Below are 14,913 nucleotides of genomic sequence, written 5' to 3'. Positions count from 1 at the left end.
ATGCCGATAATCCTCGAATGGAAGTTGGCTCGCGGTCAGGGTTTCGAAGACCATGCCGACCTGCTTATTGCGCTCGTCAACTCGGCTTCGGCGCGGGTGACAACCCGATCGACGCGTTCCTCACCCTCAGACGCACGCAGGCTGGCAAACGTCGGCGCGCGGCCAGCGACATTGCGCAGGTGCAACGCGAACGCCAGACGGCAAAATCTCCAGCTTCCGCGGCCACAGTGGCATCCCATCTGATGATTTGCATGGTGGGCGAGGGTGACATCGCCTGAGGCGGGTCGATGGTTGAACTGCCTTACAGCCGTCCGCTCACTTCATGGGCGGCCAGCAACCGTGAAATCCCGGCCAACCCCATTGCCTCGGCCATCTCCCGTGAGGTTGCGCAGTCGTCGATACGCGTCCGGCAGGCAGCGTCCGCACCGGCTGCAAGCAGCATCTCTACCGCAGGCAAATTACGCATGCTCACTGCCATGTGCAGCGCGCTATAGTCATTGATGCCGCGCTGCGCAGGATCGGCGCCAAAGGCCAGCAGCAGCTTGAGCACCTCGATCACATCCGTTCGCGCGGGTGCGCCTGGCCGAGCGAGACTGCATGAAAGCACCGCAATCAGCGGCGGAAAACCTGCGTGATCCACCGGCCGGGGATCCGCTCCGATTTCGAGCAAGGTGCGGATAAGAGGCAGCGGGCTATGGTAGATCGCGTACTCCAGGCAAGCGCCAATCCCGGGCGGCATGGGTCCGTTGGGAATGCAGGCCGGGTCATCGACCGCCGCGCGCAGCGCATCGATGTCGCCGGTGCAGAAGGCCGCATGAATCTTCTCGAATTGCCGGTACGCCGCGCATCGCTTGATGTCTGGCATCATCATTCCGTGTCGCCTGATCGGGCCCCATTGTAGCTTTCCGAAGAGAGCGGCGGGGGGAGGGCGCCAGGACGGTGGTCGACGTTGCACCAACGCACGATGTGCCCCGACCAGGCCCGCGCTGCGTTTGGATCGGCGAAGCTGTCGCGGCCATGCGCGCGGCACGCGTGGCCGTTAGTGAGCGCGATCAGCCGAAATAGCGATCTGCAACAGCGACTGCGCTTATGCCAAGGAATTTGGCCAGCCGCAGCTTCGTCGTGAAATCGCTGAGCGGGCGGCAAACCGTCGTGGACTTGTCGCTGTTCTCCGATGACTCCGTTGCGCACCGCATCACGGATTCGGAGTCGGCCGTGATCGGCGGCGTGCTTCAACCGGTCGATCTGGTTGTGCTTTCCGAGGGTGCCGACTCATAGAGCAAACCAAGTTTCGCCGTAGAGAACCGGCTATACCCCGTAAATGAACTTCCATGGGCGAGGGGGAGCGAACCGTCTTCGCCCCGGGCGGGAAATCAGACAAAACTCGACAATCTCTTTAGAACGTATGTCACAAAGGTATTGCAGTTGTAGTGCCGTCCATACGAGGAAGGTCGATGCCTGAACCGTATCCGCTCAAGATGAATGCGTAAATGTAGAACCTGCAATCTGCCGGGCCAGTCCGGCGTCGTTCTTCCGCTCCGTGGCGAACTTTCTCCAATGCTGTTGGATCAGGGTTGCCGCATCGTTCTGATTCATGAACAGCCTCCGTCGTTGACTCTGGGAGCCCGGCTACTGGGAAAGCTGACTTTCGGCCTCACGGGACTTGCTCCTCCCAATGCGCTGATTTCTCCCTGGCTCGTGCAAGGAGCGTAAGCGGTGATGCTTCCCAGTGCTCTGCATTGCGTCCATCCCTAATGCGGTTACTGAAGATGCTTCGGGTCACCGATAGACCATTGGTGGCCTGGTAGATCGCCGCTCCCGCGCCTTTGGCCTGAAAATAGCCCGACGCAAAATTCACCCCATCCCCGGGAGTTGGCACGTCTTTGTTGGTCATTTCAAAGTTGCAGCTTGCCGGGCGAAATCCATTCTGTAAGTAAAAACCGCGCGCGGTCATCACCACCGAGTCAGCGACAACACTGACCACAGCCGGCAAGCTTTGGATGGCATAACTCGTGACTTCATAGAGCAGCAGGGAACCCAGGCCCAAGCCTTGCGGGTTGGTCTCGATATCTGTAATGACGAGCCACCTGTAGTGGTCACTATAATCAAAATGGCACTGTCCGGCGCCGTACTGGTAGCTGGCTGCAGCCATCTCCCCGTACCATATTGGCCTGCTTGTACCGCAACCGTCTGGAATCGACATTTTCACAACCTGTCCGGACAAGCGGTTCTTATAGATCTTGATCCCCATGTTTCTCTGCCCCTGTTCAGACGGGTTAAGGATTGAAGAGCCCAGGCTTTCCGGGCAGCTGGCGTGTGTCACGTGGCCGGGGCAGACTCGTTTGTATTGCCGACAGTTCAGTTCAAATTAGCGTTGACACGCAATCGCACGAGAACCGGCCACCTCAGCGCCTTGCGGCAAAGGGCAGTCAGGCAGCGCCGCCCTGGGTCGTGCCCGCGGACCACAGGCGCGCTATGCCCCCACGTAGCAGACGAATTGTGGCAAACAAGGACGGGCCTGGACATAGAATCGATTTTAATTCGATGGGATGTCAGGGGCTTTGGCAACTCCCTGACTTGTTCCTGAAAGTGGACAAGAGCGTACCCGTCGCTGCCCATTCGCAAGTTCGCGCACTTACGCGCCTTACGCCCGGCTCGCATACTATGTCGGCACTTGCACCTTCCCAAGGGAGTCCGAGATCCACGGAGATGCATCCACATAACTCACCAGCCCGTCCTGCCTTAAGTCGGCGTCACCGCCCGCGGCATACCCTTCGATCAAGCAACAACGTCCAAGTTTACTAATGCCAGGTGAACGCCTAGGATGAATTTGCCCTTGCCTTTGGTATCGAGGTTGCCTTGATCCGTGCGGCTACGCTGTTCTTGAGGCGTTCCGCTCGTCATATTGCGGCAACTATGGAGGAGCGACAGGATGGAAGCATTGCTGATCGACGTACTTGTCTTCCTGGTCGCTGCGACCGTCGTGGTGCCTGTGTCGATCCGGCTTGGCTTGGGTTCCGTACTTGGCTATCTCCTGGCAGGTGTCCTCATAGGTCCGTGGGCCCTGAGGCTGGTTACCGACGTTGACGCGATCCTCCATTTTTCCGAGCTCGGCATCGTGCTGATGATGTTTGTCATCGGGCTTGAGATGCATATCACCAAGCTGTGGGCGATGCGCCGCGCTATCTTCGGCTACGGTGGGATGCAGATGATCGTGTGCGCATCCCTTCTAATGATCTATCTCGCATTCGGCTCGCCGTGGCAGATCGGCTTGACTGGCGGCCTCGCACTCTCGCTGTCATCCACCGCGATGGTGATCGCCGAGCTCCAGCAACGTCAGCTGATGGATACCCCGGCCGGGCGGGCGGCCTTCGGCATCCTGTTGTTCCAGGATATGGCAGCGATTCCCTTGATTGCGCTCCTGCCTTTGCTTGGCCCGGCGGCAACCAATGTCGCGGCGGAACCGGGCTGGCTCGTGACCGTGAAGGCTCTCGCCATGCTTGTCACAGTGGCTCTGGTTGGCCGCTTCCTGCTGCGTCACGCACTTCGCTTCATCGCTCGTACGGGCGCACCGGAGATCTTCACGGCATTTGCGTTACTCTGGGTGATTGGCATTGCGCTGCTCATGGAGAGTGTCCATTTGTCGATGTCGCTGGGCGCCTTTGTAGCGGGGGTGCTGCTTGCCGATTCCGAGTACCGTCACCAACTCGAGGTGGACATGGCCCCATTCAAGGGGCTTTTGCTCGGTCTGTTCTTCATCGCGGTCGGGATGTCGATTGACTTTGGCCTGCTGGCACTCCAGCCATTGCGTATTGCAGTGCTGGCGCTGACGCTTGTCACCATCAAGGCGATTGCGCTGTGGTTTCTCGCGAAGCGCTTTGAGGTGCCCTCATCGCAACGCGCATATTTTTCGATTCTGCTGTCGCAAGGCGGAGAGTTTGCATTCGTGGTGATAGGCGCCGCATTGGCGGCGCGAGTGATCGATCAGCGCCAGTCGTCGGTTGTCACCCTGGTGGTCGCCCTTTCGATGTTCACGACCCCTGTTCTTCTCGTCGCCTACAACCAGTTACCGAAACCACGCGCTGAAAAGCACACAGAGGCATCCGCTCCGCGGGAGCACTAGTACTGATAGCCTTTCGCGGCAAGCGATCCACCGCTGCCGCCGCCGAATAACGCGTGAAAACGTCGCTACCGGCCTTCCCAGGGGTTGAAGAGGCGTACACCGCTGGCGACGAAATCAGCCGTGTTTCGTGTTACGACCGTCATTCCGTGGACAAGGGCCGTCGCAGCAATCAGTGCGTCACGTTCTGCGCGCGGATCTGGCACATGTAGCTCCGCGCACCGAAGAGCGACTGCCTGATCCACGGGCAAGATGCGACCCGAAAAGTGCGGCAATACCTGCTCATTCAGCCAAGCGCGCAAGTCGCCGTCCTGCGCCTTATCCTTCCGTTCTTTCTGCAGCGCACCGAGCTCCAACTCCAGCATCGTGATTGCGGAAATGAACTGCGCTGCAATAGGCTGCGAAGAGGCCCAGGCCCACACGTTAGGGTCAGCCTTTGCCGGCTTTCGCAGTTCGGAAACAACACTGGTATCAAGAAGGAACATTAGGGTAGCTCTGGAGCACGCGCAAAGCCGCTGGCGCGCGGCGTGTCAAATTCGAACCCGGGGCCATCCTGCTGCGCCAACGCTTGCGCAAGCGTGGTCATGCCGCCAGACAGCCTCCGATAGTCATCGATGCTAAGCAGCACATGTGAAGGCGTACCCCGGCTTGTGATGAAGACGGGGCCGCCCCTGGAAGCCTTCTTTGCCTCACCGGCAAACTGATTGAATTCTCTGCTCGTAAAAGTGGTGATGGACATGATCTTCTCCCTGGTAAAGCGGGCGGCATCGTGCATTCTCGATGTAGCGAAACATAGCCCATCCTTCGCAAGCTGTGTGCCTGTTTCTTTCGAGGTTTCACTCGGTGAAACGAAAGCGGCGGCGCCCGTGCGGTCGGCCTTGGCAGCTGGAAGGTTCGCCGCGGTCTCGATCCCTAAGCTGGCTTCCTGGGAACGGATGCGGGATCAGTGCGCGAGATGCGCGCTGGCGCCCTTCTTGCCTCCTGTCATTCGATAATCCGGAGCGGGCACCCGCGGATCAACTACGGCGCCCGCTTCATCTTCCGGGCAATATCCTTTGCCGTGCGGCGAAGCGATTCAAGGCATTGCTGGACCATTTGATCAACCGTTCTTACATTCTGAATCCAGACGATATTGACACAGCCGTAGAGGCGACCGCTCTCCGATAGGATCGGTACAGCCAGCGCTTCCAGTCTGTCGTTCTGTTCGGAGCGTGTCTTGTCATATTCTCCGCCGTACGATTGCTCACGCAAACCATAGCCCTGTCGTCGGGTCCGTTCGAGTACCACATCCAGCGCTGCGTGATTGCGCGCCGCAGCGTCGCCAGCCCTCCGGCTGCGGCATAGGGCGGAAAGAATGGACTTGCGCTCCTTCTCGGGGCAAAAGGCCAAATAGGCCCGTCCCACCGCGGAACGCAGCATATTGAGCCGAGAGCCGATACCGTCGTACTGAACCCTGAAATAGGACTGTGCTCGATTCGTCTCGCACACGATCATGGAGTGTCCCTGGCGGATTGCCAAATCCGAGGGCCACAAAACCTCGGCCTGGAGGCGATCCAGTTCAGGGGCAGCGCATTGCGCAAGCCGATCCGTCATTGCGAGTTGACGTCCGCGCCTTGAAGGTGGGCTGCCGGGACAGAAATATCCATCGGCAAGGCGCCGCCGGATGAGTTCGCGGCGCTCCAGCGTAACCAGCATACGCAGCAAAGTGGCCTTGGGAAGGCCGGTTCCAGCGTGCAACTGCTGAAGACTGGCGCCCGGCGTCGCGTACACCGCATCCAGTACAGCCAGGCCGCGATCCAGCGTTGTGATTGTTTTGACTTTGGGATTCCACATGTTCTGTATGACCTTGCTGAGACTGAGGGATGGGATTCAAAACCAACCCGGAAACGCTGAACTGACTAAACGAGTGCCCGCAGATGAAATCAAGGAACCATCTCACGCGAATTCGATGCCAGATTCGGCATAAACGCGGACGCTATTTTCCCTGTTTCGAGTCTGCTTCCCGATTCCACGCGCGCTCATCGCTTGGCTGCGTAAAAAACCGGCGACGCTACATCCACAGATTGCTCAAGGCAAGCAGTGTGTGCAGTTGCTGCTCAGCATATAGCCGCGAGCAGTGAGTTGCTCGTTGACGGACTTGAGAGATTGATCGGCCAGTTGATCGCGCTCGAGCAGATGTCGGAAGCGCTGGAGGCTGACGCGGTCGGGGAGCCGCTGATGCCACCCATGCCAGCGAGTTCACGGTACAGAGGAGTGTGATACGGCGCTTCCTCCATGGCCACGTCGCTCAGACCAAACCATTGTCGCCAGAAGTGGAATCCCAGCGTCGCTTCAACCGGACTTGGTGGGCGACGCGTTGCTTTGGTCGGCGTGTCCGGCGCAATCAGTGCCACAAATTCACGCCACGGCACTGCGCGTTCCATCTTGTCAAGAAACACGCGCTTGCGCGCGCGCCGGCTGTTCAAGTCGAGGCCAAGGTCTGTCTGTTTCATACGCGTATTGTGCCTCCCAAGCCTGTTCATCGATATTAGGTCTTGTCCGGATTCTGTACACAATCCTGAGATTCGCGAGTTTCACCGTGTGAAATGTCAAGCGAACAAACTTGAGAAGCACAGGCGAAGGAAATATCGTAGACGCTTTGGAAGTGCACCCTGCCTTCGAGAAGACCGCGCCATCAGGGCGCCGTGCAGCGGCTTTACCGAGATGCGCGATAAGGGGAAAAAATGGCAAGACAGTCGATATGTAGCACGCCGTGGATCATGTACGATCATTCTCGCTGGGATCATCTCTCCCGCTATGGCGTATCCGCGCCGACCGCGCTGCCGACTCCAAGTGTCGCCGCCATTTGCCGCGCTTTTGCGCTCGACAACGATTTCGTCGGCCGGCTCCCGCCCTTGTACGAGCACTGTAACGAAGACGTGATCGCGCGGCTGCGCCACGCAAAGGCCCCATCTTTTCCCTCGCGCCCGGGCATACGAAACTGGCCCACCAAATGTCGACCGCAATGGATGCGGTGTGTCCCATGACCAGGGAAATGGTTAAAGTCGAAGGCGCTGATCTGCCGATTTTCCAAAATGAACAGTCCTGGTACGGAAATAATTTCCGTCACAGCAGCGAATGGATTTTCCAGCTTTCAGAGCACGAACAACTGGAAATCCTCCAGGCAGTGGCTAATGCTGTTGCAGCAGACACCGACTTGGCTTCGATGACTGCGGCTGATTTCCCGCTACGCTCGTTCGGCGCAAGGCTGCAATGCATAGGCCGCGAGATCAAGCACGGGCGAGGATTTGCGCTGATACGCGGCCTGAATACAATGGGGATGACGTTGCAGGAGCAAGCCTATGCGTTTCGAGGCATCGGTGCGCATTTCGGTGAGGCTGTTTCCCAGAACGCCAAGGGCCATGTGCTTGGGCATGTTGTCAATCTCGGCCTCGACTACTCGGATCCCGCCACCCGTGGCAATCGGAATCCGGCAGAACTGAGCTTTCGTACCGATGCCGCTGACCTCGTGGGCCTGATGTGTATCCGCGGCGCGCGCTCCGGAGGTCGTTCGCGAATCGCCAGTTCTACTACCGTGTGGAACGAGGTGGTGCGACGTCGCCCTGATTTGGCTGTCGAACTACTGAAGATCTACAGTTTTACCCGCTGGGGCGAGGTAAGGCCCGGTCAGAAGCCATACTTTCAGATGCCGCTGTTTCGTGAATGTGGGGGGCGGATGATTGTCGTGTTCAGTGCCAAGGCGATTGGGGAAGCGCAGGCGTTCCCCGGTGTGGCAGCACTGGATTCAGCGCAACGCGAGGCCATTGCTCTGGTTAATGAACTTGCCAACAAAGGCGGCATCCCTCTGGACATGAAGTTCCGCCCCGGCGACATGCAGTTCTTGCTGAACCATGCAATCCTTCACGCAAGGACTCCATATAAGGATTGGCGTGACCCTGCCCGGCGGCGCTATTTGCTACGCCAATGGCTTGCGTGCCCAGATGGCCCCGCGCTGCCTGACTACATGACGACGGAGTTTCAGGGACGCACTGACAGCGGACCTCAGGATGGCGTCCGAACGCACGGGGTAGCGTTGAAAGCCTATCTGTATCCCGACTGAACCGGAGAAATCATTGTGAGAGCGAAAAAAATCAACAATCTCAGTATCAGGTCACGCTTGTTTTTTGTGATCGCACTATTGTCGGCATTACTGATCGGAATCGGTGGCCTGGGTGTCTGGGGTATGCATACGGTCAACGTCTCTCTTAAGACCGTCTATGACGACCGGTTGATCGCCCTTAACTATCTCGATCGGATGACACAACTCATGTTGACCGGACGATTGGCAATTGCCACCGCTGATGTCGGCAATCGGGAAAAACAAGCGAAGGCGATCGAGGACGCCAGCCAACAGTTCAGGGACGCGGAGAAGGAGTGGAAGACTTACCAGACAACATTCCTGACGCCTGAGGAAATAGCGCTGTCGGAACAGTTTGCCGAGCGCTATAAAACATTCATGAATGAAGGGGTCGCCCCGGCGATCTCAGCGCTGCTTGCTGGCGATAAGGCGGATGTGGAAGCCATCTCGCGTGGGGCGATGCAGGACCTCTATGCGCCAGTCCGGAATGCCGTTGATGCGCTGATTCGGCTACAACTGGACGTGGCCAAACAAGAGTACGAAGAGGAGCAGGAACGCTATGGCATTGTGTTCGCCATCACTATCGCGGCAGTGATCGCAGGGATCCTGTTGGCCACGCTGATCGGTTGGTGGCTGGTCCGAGCGATCTCCGGCCCCATCCAGGCGGCCGTTCGACTAGCGAGGTCAGTTGCTCAGGGAGACCTGACACAGGGGATACAAGTAAGATCCCGCGACGAAGTTGGCCAACTGATGCAGGCGTTGAAGGACATGGCCGAAAGCCTGGTGGGCATCATTGGCCAGGTCCGCGCTAGCGCGGACACCATTGCAACGGCATCTGGCCAGATCGCCAGCGGCAACAGCGATCTCTCCTCTCGAACGGAGGAGCAAGCCAGCTCATTGGCCGAGACGGCCGCCTCGATGGAAGAGATGACGGCGACGGTAAGGCAGAACGCGGAAAATGCCCGGCTGGCAAACAACCTCGCGACAAGCGTATCCGGCATCGCAGTAAAAGGCGGTGTGGTAGTTTCCGGCGTTGTGCGAACCATGGGTTCGATCAATACGTCGGCTCGCAAGATTTCCGAGATCATCAGTGTGATCGACGGTATTGCGTTCCAGACCAACATCCTGGCGCTGAATGCCGCGGTAGAGGCGGCGCGAGCTGGCGCGCAGGGCAGCGGCTTTGCCGTGGTGGCCGGCGAGGTGCGAAGCCTCGCGCAACGCAGCGCAGGGGCCGCGAAAGAGATCAAGGCATTGATTGAGGATTCCGTCGGTAAGGTGGAGGCCGGTGGCAGAGAAGTTGCCGAGGCGAGAGAAACGATGGACCAGGTTGTTGCCGGCGTGAAGCGAGTCGCGGGCCTCATGACAGAGATCGCGGCAGCAACCGGCGAGCAGGACGCGGGCATTCAGCAGGTGAACACCGCCGTCGGCAAGATGGATCAGGTGACGCAGCAGAACGCCGCACTGGTCGAGCAGGCCGCCGCCGCGGCGGACTCGTTGCAGGACCGCGCGAGAGACTTGATGCAGGCGATATCCATTTTTCGCATCGAGGGGCAGAGCCACGCCCGCACGGAACCGCATCAGGCAGTCGCCACCCACGCGGGTGGACCGGCCGATGGCGTTCCGGCACTAGCGCGGCGAGCACCGGCTTTTCCGACCAGGACGCCCGCTCCAGTGCTCAAGCGCGCGGCGGCACGGCCCATACAGAGGCTGGCCCATGCAGCGGAAGGGGCCCGCGCGGCGAGTGAGGAAGAGTGCAAAAAAGACTGACTAGAGTACAGAGGCACACCAGACAAAAGTGATAGTCAGCACCGATGTCGCAGGAGCGGAAAACCCGCAAGGGAGTAACCATGAGATTTCTTCGCCGCCGTAGGCGCGAGCAATCAAATTCGGGAGGCAACGACCGAGCAATGATGAAGAAGAATAGTTGGGGCGCTGGCCCATGGCACGACGAGCCTGATCGGCTGGAATGGCGCGACGGCAGTACGGGCTACATCTGCTTGATCCGGCGCAGCGAGTTTGGCGGGCATCTGTGCGGCTATGTGGGTCTGCCGGCAGGGCATCCGCTGGTTGGCGAGGATTTTGAGAAGATCGATGCAAGGGCACACGAAGGGCTGGATTATGCCGGCCCCTGCCTGAACGATCTCTGCCAAACGCTGCCAGGCCCGGCGGTGGTCTATTGGTTCGGTTTTTATTGTGCGCAGGCTGGTGATATCTTGCCCGCGCTGACCAACATGGACGACATGCCGAAGCTGAGGCGTGTAGCGGAGACAGTTAAGCCAGGCTTTCGAGGCCGGACTTATCGCACGCTGGACTATGTGCGCAGCCAATGTGAACAGCTCGCGCTGCAACTGGCGCAGGAAAGCGCCAAGCCACCGCAGCAGTCAGGCGAGACGAGATGAGATGATCAAGACAGGACAGTTATTTCCGACGGATCGCGAAAAAGACTGTCCCGCATAGAGCCAAATAGATCGTCCTATTCAATTGGATCGGCCGGATATAATTGAATATAGAATCTTGTACTACATTGTTCTATTCGCCAATAATATCCCGGTGTCAATAGCCGGTGTGCACCCATACTCAAACAGGGGCATGCCGAAAATCTTGCTGACCGGCTCCCGACCATGTCGCCAATCAGTCCAGCGCCATTGCCGTCTGGAAACTGCGCGCCATTTCGTCGCTATCGCCGACGATTTGGCGCTCGTTTCAGGAACAGCCGTGCGCCGACCCGGGTGCTTTGACTCAAGCGCCGCGTCTACCTTATCTCCAGGCATGCATGAACGAGCTTGTCGTGCTCGTGGGGCATGCCCTCGTGGCTGATAGGACACAGTACTGAAATCAAATATATTCGATATCGTTCCGCTTTAGTGGAGGACGATAATAAGAAGCATTTTTCCGATTAAAGTCGAAGCGGACTGATGATTGGACGCCGTCGAGAGATTTGTYATTCAGCACCGTGGGCCATGAGGGGCCATGCCCAACGAAGAATTTTTCGCCAACATTCGACGGTCGATTCATGGCTCAATTGCGCCCGGCGATGGCGTTTCCAGGGGCACGTTGTTCGGCCACTTTCCGATCTGCTATTCACGGCGAAAAGATGATTAATGCAAAAATAATCACAGGGCTGGAATATAACCTACGGTGGGAGGAAAGTTGTAATGATTGACAAGTTGTTCAAGAACATTCTGGATTCGGGGCCGCTAGCCCGCGCGAGCCGCCGAATCATAGGCCTCATTGTCGTCCTGACCACTTGTTCGCTGGCAGCCAGCGTGGTATCGGAGAGGAGTCTCGAGGAACGCCGGCAGGCCTTTGGCTTCCTTGTCGGATCAATCCAGGCTGGCGGTTCACTGCTTGAGGGGAGGCGCACCCTCACAAGTTTGATTCGGGCGTACGTAACAACAGGGGACATGGGATATTGGCAGAAGTATCAGATGGAACTCACCAAGGGGACTGTTGCGGCGGCTGCAGCCCAGTTGCGAGCACTTGGCGCCTCAGCCGACGAGATGACATTAATCGATCAGGCGGCGAAGAACTCGAATGAACTTGCTGAAGTTGAAGCGCAGGCATACGAAGCAAGGCGCGCCGGCGATTTTGCAGGAGCCATCGGACTGGTGTACGGGGAGGGGTATTCGGCTGCGCTTGACGGCATTACGGGGTCAGCGGATACCGGCCTGACACGTATAGATTCACGCCTGACTCTGGTCACGAAGGATCTGACGACGGGCAGCCGACTTGCATCGCGTATCGCCGTTGTTGCAACTGTATTGAACACGATCTCGATACTGCTGGCGCTGGCCCTCTATCAACGCCGGGTACTAAAGCCGGTGCTGCGCCTGAGCCGGGAAACACAGCTGCTGAGCGAGGGGAAGCAGGCACAGGCAGGAAAAGACGATGAAGCCTCCGAGCTCGGCGTGCTCGCCTGGGCGGTGGGCGACTACCGCAACCAGCGGGCAGCGTCCGTGCAATTGAGGGCGGAGCACCAGCGCGCCGAGAATGAACTCGCTGAGAGTCGGATGCTCATGCAGGCATTGCTTGACCAGATTCCAGCGGTAGTCTACGCCAAGGACATTGAGGGCCGCTATATCCTGGTAAACCAGGTCTGGTGTGAACTGGCCGGAGTGAAGATGGCAGATGCGCTCGGTGCAACGGATCGAGACCTCATGCTTAATCGCGACGATGGCAATCAGTTTCCGCCGAACGAGTTGATGGCCTTGATGAGTGGCGCTGTTGTTGAGCGCGAGGAGTCGATTCGACAGTCGGACGGCCGCGATCGGATATATATGTCATATAAGTTTCCAATAAGGGATATCAGAGGAGACATCTTTGCGGTAGGGGGGGTATCGTCAGATATCACGCAGAGCAAGATGGCCGAGCTAGCCGCACGCGAAGCGAGGGAGGTCGCTGAAGATGCAACGCGAACCAAGGCGGAATTTCTCGCAAGGATGAGCCACGAGATACGGACCCCACTGAATGCCATCATTGGGTTCACCCATCTCACGCTGAGAACCAGCCTGACCGGACGCCAACGTGATTACGTGCGCAAGATTGAACGGGCCGGAGAGAATTTGCTGAACATTATTAACGACGTCCTGGATTTTTCGAAGATTGAAGCGGGGAAGTTCACGGTAAAAGATGTTCAATTTGACTTGAGCGAGGTTATGGACGAGGTATCCAGCCAGATGGCGGCACTGGCGCATCCAAAGGAGCTGGAATTCGTAGTCAATCTTCCCTCAAATATTCCGGTAAATTTAGTCGGCGATCCGTGCAGATTGGGTCAGATTCTGCGGAACTATATTGGTAACGCAATAAAGTTCACTGAGAAAGGTGAAGTTATTGTCGCCGTGCAGACTGTGGAAAAATCGGATAGCGGACTGTTCTTGAGATTTTCCGTTAGTGACACGGGAATCGGTATCGCCGAGGATCAGGTCGCTCGCATTTTCCAAGGCTTCGCGCAGGCGGATGCCGCGGTTGCGCGGAAATACGGTGGTACAGGATTGGGGCTTGCGATCAGCAAGGAACTGGCCGAGCTCATGGGCGGGCAGGTTGGTGTGGAGAGTGTGGCCGGCGTCGGGTCTGTGTTCTGGTTCACCGCACGCTTTTCGGCTGCTAGCCCGACGGCGGGAGGCGCGCGGCAACTACCGTCCGCGCTGCGTGGCCAATCGGTCCTGATCGTCGATAATCATCCTCCGACCTGTGCGGTCCTCGTTGAGAAATTAGCCGCACTGGGCTTCAGCGCAAGTGCCGTCGAGTCGGGAGTGGCGGCCCTGGCAGAGATTCGGCGTGCCAATGAAGCAGGTTCTCCCTACGCAATGGTATTGGTGGATGTTCGCATGCCGGGGATCAGTGGGGTTGAAGTCACGCGGAGAATCCGCAATCTCGAGCACCTTGAACCTCCTTATTTGCTGCTGCTGGGTGAATATGGGGATGCCCTCGTGGAGGATAAGCGCACCGACGATTGCGACGTGAGTATTCTGATGAAGCCGGTAAGCGGCCATCGGCTGCTCGACGCGCTTCTCCCATTGCTCGAGGGCAAACGGCGGGAAGGATTGCCGTCAGAGGCTGTGTCAATGACGCCAGAGAGGGGGGCTGCTATCAGGTGTTCACGGGTTCTTCTCGTCGAAGACAACCTCCTGAATCAACAGGTTGTGGGAGAAATGCTGCGTGATGCCGGAGCGATTGTGGACATCGCAGAGAATGGACTGACGGCAGTTATCAAGGCCGGACAGCTCCCTTACGACATCATATTTATGGATTTACATATGCCGGAGATGAATGGTTTCGAGGCGACGCGCGTGCTGCGCGCGTCGCCACATTCGTTAAAGGTGCCGATTGTGGCGTTGACCGCCAATGTCATGGTGGAAGATCGGGATCGGTGCATCGCCGCGGGCATGGACGATTTCATCGGCAAACCAGTTCGACCGGAGGCGCTGATCGGGGCGCTGGCCAGATGGACCCAGGTGGCTTGCCCGATCAATGCGAATCGGGAGCCTTTCCTGGCAGAGGCTTGGAAAATGCCTGAGGCAATTGAAGGACCGGATCCAGGCATCGAGTGGCAGCAGATGCTGGGCCCACAGCGCTACCAGAGTGTGCTGCAATCCTTCGTGAGCGATCAGGAGCATGTGCCCGAGGCCATTCGTGATGCGCTATCCCGTAATGATGTTGAAAAGGCTGAGCGCCTGGCGCACACGTTGAGTGGACTCGCTGCCATGATTGGCGCGATCGAGATCAAGCGCCTGGTAAACGCGCTGACAACGGCGATACGTATGACAGGCGGATCGCCGGAATTATGTGAACCGATTGTTGTGCAGTTGGAATTCGAATTGAGACAACAGATAAGCGCCATTCAGTCCGTAGTCAGGGCTGCGCCGGGCGATGTTGCAAGCTAGCCATACGCCGGCTGTCACGTTGCTTTCCCGCCGCGCTTTTGTCCTGCTTGGCATCACAGCTCTCCTTGCTTCAGTTCGATCTCAAGGGATTCGTCTTGCGGGGGCAAGCTCACTCGGGCCGATTGCGGCCGCGGCGCGGACCTTGACGGCGGAGCAGTTTTTCGCCGCGTGGCATTCTGAATTAGGAAACAACGTCGTAAAAAATATTCACATCAAATTCGATTTATTACTATTTACCAAGAGGGTGCGCTTTAAGTACTCTATTCGTCGTGATATTTGAAGTGTAAATTATT

13 protein-coding genes and 1 pseudogene are annotated in these 14,913 nt (G+C 57.9%); 7 read left to right on the top strand and 7 right to left on the bottom strand.

Features of this window, described 5'->3' with window-relative positions:
* Positions 1-301: 301 nt before the first annotated feature.
* Positions 302-871, bottom strand: coding sequence for an ankyrin repeat domain-containing protein (locus AC1DQ3_RS16970; protein WP_477121334.1), 570 nt, complete (start codon positions 869-871; stop codon positions 302-304).
* 251 nt (positions 872-1,122) lie between these two features.
* On the opposite strand from AC1DQ3_RS16970, the gene AC1DQ3_RS16965 reads away from it, so the two are divergent.
* Complete coding sequence (locus AC1DQ3_RS16965; protein ID WP_477121333.1) at positions 1,123-1,278, top strand: hypothetical protein; 156 nt, start codon at positions 1,123-1,125, stop codon at positions 1,276-1,278.
* 195 nt (positions 1,279-1,473) lie between these two features.
* Here AC1DQ3_RS16965 and AC1DQ3_RS16960 read toward each other — a convergent pair whose 3' ends face one another.
* Positions 1,474-1,596 carry a hypothetical protein gene (locus AC1DQ3_RS16960; protein ID WP_477121332.1) on the bottom strand — a complete coding sequence of 41 codons (123 nt, stop codon included), beginning with the start codon at positions 1,594-1,596 and terminating at the stop codon, positions 1,474-1,476.
* Positions 1,597-1,654: 58 nt separating this feature from the next.
* Complete coding sequence (locus AC1DQ3_RS16955; RefSeq protein WP_477121331.1) at positions 1,655-2,251, bottom strand: hypothetical protein; 597 nt, start codon at positions 2,249-2,251, stop codon at positions 1,655-1,657.
* A gap of 681 nt (positions 2,252-2,932) precedes the next feature.
* Between AC1DQ3_RS16955 and AC1DQ3_RS16950 the strand changes: the two genes are divergently transcribed.
* The gene (locus AC1DQ3_RS16950) at positions 2,933-4,123 is read left to right on the top strand and encodes a monovalent cation:proton antiporter-2 (CPA2) family protein (protein ID WP_477121330.1); all 1,191 of its coding nucleotides are present in this window, start codon (positions 2,933-2,935) and stop codon (positions 4,121-4,123) included.
* A gap of 65 nt (positions 4,124-4,188) precedes the next feature.
* On the opposite strand, the gene AC1DQ3_RS16945 is transcribed toward AC1DQ3_RS16950, so the two are convergent.
* The 4 genes and pseudogenes from AC1DQ3_RS16945 to AC1DQ3_RS16930 all read right to left on the bottom strand — a co-directional run.
* The gene (locus AC1DQ3_RS16945) at positions 4,189-4,605 is read right to left on the bottom strand and encodes a PIN domain-containing protein (RefSeq protein WP_477121329.1); all 417 of its coding nucleotides are present in this window, start codon (positions 4,603-4,605) and stop codon (positions 4,189-4,191) included.
* Entirely contained in the window at positions 4,605-4,859 is a 255-nt protein-coding gene (locus tag AC1DQ3_RS16940) for a type II toxin-antitoxin system prevent-host-death family antitoxin (protein ID WP_477121328.1), read from the bottom strand. The genes AC1DQ3_RS16945 and AC1DQ3_RS16940 overlap by 1 nt, the downstream gene beginning before the upstream one ends.
* 281 nt (positions 4,860-5,140) lie before the next feature.
* Complete coding sequence (locus AC1DQ3_RS16935; RefSeq protein WP_477121327.1) at positions 5,141-5,953, bottom strand: IclR family transcriptional regulator domain-containing protein; 813 nt, start codon at positions 5,951-5,953, stop codon at positions 5,141-5,143.
* A 264-nt stretch (positions 5,954-6,217) separates the two neighbouring features.
* Positions 6,218-6,612, bottom strand: a pseudogene (locus AC1DQ3_RS16930) (transposase); the annotation flags it as partial.
* Positions 6,613-7,142: 530 nt separating this feature from the next.
* Between AC1DQ3_RS16930 and AC1DQ3_RS16925 the strand changes: the two are divergent.
* The 5 genes from AC1DQ3_RS16925 (at position 7,143) to AC1DQ3_RS16905 (ending at position 14,900) form a co-directional block, all read left to right on the top strand.
* Entirely contained in the window at positions 7,143-8,219 is a 1,077-nt protein-coding gene (locus AC1DQ3_RS16925; RefSeq protein WP_477121326.1) for a TauD/TfdA family dioxygenase, read from the top strand.
* 15 nt (positions 8,220-8,234) lie between these two features.
* Complete coding sequence (locus tag AC1DQ3_RS16920) at positions 8,235-10,004, top strand: methyl-accepting chemotaxis protein (RefSeq protein ID WP_477121325.1); 1,770 nt, start codon at positions 8,235-8,237, stop codon at positions 10,002-10,004.
* Positions 10,005-10,144: 140 nt separating this feature from the next.
* The gene (locus AC1DQ3_RS16915) at positions 10,145-10,636 is read left to right on the top strand and encodes a hypothetical protein (protein ID WP_477121324.1); all 492 of its coding nucleotides are present in this window, start codon (positions 10,145-10,147) and stop codon (positions 10,634-10,636) included.
* Between the two features lie 756 nt (positions 10,637-11,392).
* Positions 11,393-14,620 carry a hybrid sensor histidine kinase/response regulator gene (locus AC1DQ3_RS16910; RefSeq protein WP_477121323.1) on the top strand — a complete coding sequence of 1,076 codons (3,228 nt, stop codon included), beginning with the start codon at positions 11,393-11,395 and terminating at the stop codon, positions 14,618-14,620.
* Positions 14,607-14,900, top strand: a complete 294-nt coding sequence (locus AC1DQ3_RS16905; RefSeq protein ID WP_477121322.1) for a hypothetical protein — start codon at positions 14,607-14,609, stop codon at positions 14,898-14,900. The genes AC1DQ3_RS16910 and AC1DQ3_RS16905 overlap by 14 nt, the downstream gene beginning before the upstream one ends.
* Positions 14,901-14,913: the final 13 nt, after the last annotated feature.

Source organism: Cupriavidus sp. 01T418 (assembly GCF_056398885.1).
Note: the sequence above shows the minus strand (reverse complement) of the source record. Positions and strands in the feature narration are given on the sequence as shown.

Excerpts from the sequence above, each read along its gene's own strand:
- AC1DQ3_RS16915 (WP_477121324.1), top strand. The coding sequence starts at position 10,145 with ATGATGAAGAAGAATAGTTGGGGCGCTGGCCCATGGCACGACGAGCCT.
- AC1DQ3_RS16935 (WP_477121327.1), bottom strand. The coding sequence starts at position 5,953 with ATGTGGAATCCCAAAGTCAAAACAATCACAACGCTGGATCGCGGCCTG.
- AC1DQ3_RS16910 (WP_477121323.1), top strand. The coding sequence starts at position 11,393 with ATGATTGACAAGTTGTTCAAGAACATTCTGGATTCGGGGCCGCTAGCC.
- AC1DQ3_RS16925 (WP_477121326.1), top strand. The coding sequence starts at position 7,143 with ATGACCAGGGAAATGGTTAAAGTCGAAGGCGCTGATCTGCCGATTTTC.
- AC1DQ3_RS16940 (WP_477121328.1), bottom strand. The coding sequence starts at position 4,859 with ATGTCCATCACCACTTTTACGAGCAGAGAATTCAATCAGTTTGCCGGT.
- AC1DQ3_RS16970 (WP_477121334.1), bottom strand. The coding sequence starts at position 871 with ATGATGATGCCAGACATCAAGCGATGCGCGGCGTACCGGCAATTCGAG.
- AC1DQ3_RS16945 (WP_477121329.1), bottom strand. The coding sequence starts at position 4,605 with ATGTTCCTTCTTGATACCAGTGTTGTTTCCGAACTGCGAAAGCCGGCA.
- AC1DQ3_RS16960 (WP_477121332.1), bottom strand. The coding sequence starts at position 1,596 with ATGAATCAGAACGATGCGGCAACCCTGATCCAACAGCATTGGAGAAAG.
- AC1DQ3_RS16955 (WP_477121331.1), bottom strand. The coding sequence starts at position 2,251 with ATGGGGATCAAGATCTATAAGAACCGCTTGTCCGGACAGGTTGTGAAA.
- AC1DQ3_RS16905 (WP_477121322.1), top strand. The coding sequence starts at position 14,607 with ATGTTGCAAGCTAGCCATACGCCGGCTGTCACGTTGCTTTCCCGCCGC.
- AC1DQ3_RS16950 (WP_477121330.1), top strand. The coding sequence starts at position 2,933 with ATGGAAGCATTGCTGATCGACGTACTTGTCTTCCTGGTCGCTGCGACC.